Source organism: Frankia sp. CcWB2 (assembly GCF_977927585.1).
Genome location: NZ_CDWRCM010000335.1, coordinates 1,898 through 2,517, shown reverse-complemented (window position 1 = coordinate 2,517; position 620 = coordinate 1,898). Strand labels below are relative to the sequence as shown.

At 67.1% G+C, this 620-nt stretch carries 1 protein-coding gene; it reads right to left on the bottom strand.

Going from position 1 to position 620, the window contains the following annotated elements; genetic code table 11:
• Positions 1 to 149: 149 nt before the first annotated feature.
• The gene (locus ACY45C_RS21340; RefSeq protein WP_462189338.1) at positions 150 to 467 is read right to left on the bottom strand and encodes a winged helix-turn-helix transcriptional regulator; all 318 of its coding nucleotides are present in this window, start codon (positions 465 to 467) and stop codon (positions 150 to 152) included.
• Positions 468 to 620: the final 153 nt, after the last annotated feature.

Below are 620 nucleotides of genomic sequence, written 5' to 3'. Positions count from 1 at the left end.
CCCCCGGTCGACGAGTAACGTTAGGTATGTCGCTGGCGGGTGGTCGGGCCCGCGGGCGCAACGGGAGCTCGGCGGTGATCATGGCCACCGCCGGGCGTACAGGTGCGGAGCGGCCCGATGCTGTGCGGGACGGGATCGCCGCGCAGGACTCAGTTCTCCCCGGACGCGGCGCTGACCTCGCTTGACGTGCCGATGCTCGCCACGTGTTTCTCGCCCCAGGTGGCGAGCGGCCACAACGCCTCCATGAGCGTCGAGCCGAGATCGGTCAACGAGTACTCGACCTTTGGCGGGACCTGGTCGTAGACCTGCCGCAGCACCACTCCGTCCGTCTCCAGCTCTCTGAGCTGCTGGATCAGCATCTTCTCGCTCACCCCCGGAAGCCCCCTGCGCAGCTGGCCAAAACGGCGCCGGTGCGACTGTAGCTCCCAGAGAATCAGCGCCTTCCACTTGCCTCCGACGATGTCCATGGCAGCGTCCAGACCACACAGGTACGGCTGATGGGCCACTGCAGCCTCCCCATTACCGATATGCCAGTACCGGCGGCGACGATGTGTACGCGCGCACCAATTCAAGCACGAGGGGACGGAGCAGGCGGGCCGCCAGCGGATGCGTGGCGGTTT

Excerpts from the sequence above, each read along its gene's own strand:
- ACY45C_RS21340 (WP_462189338.1), bottom strand. The coding sequence starts at position 467 with ATGGACATCGTCGGAGGCAAGTGGAAGGCGCTGATTCTCTGGGAGCTA.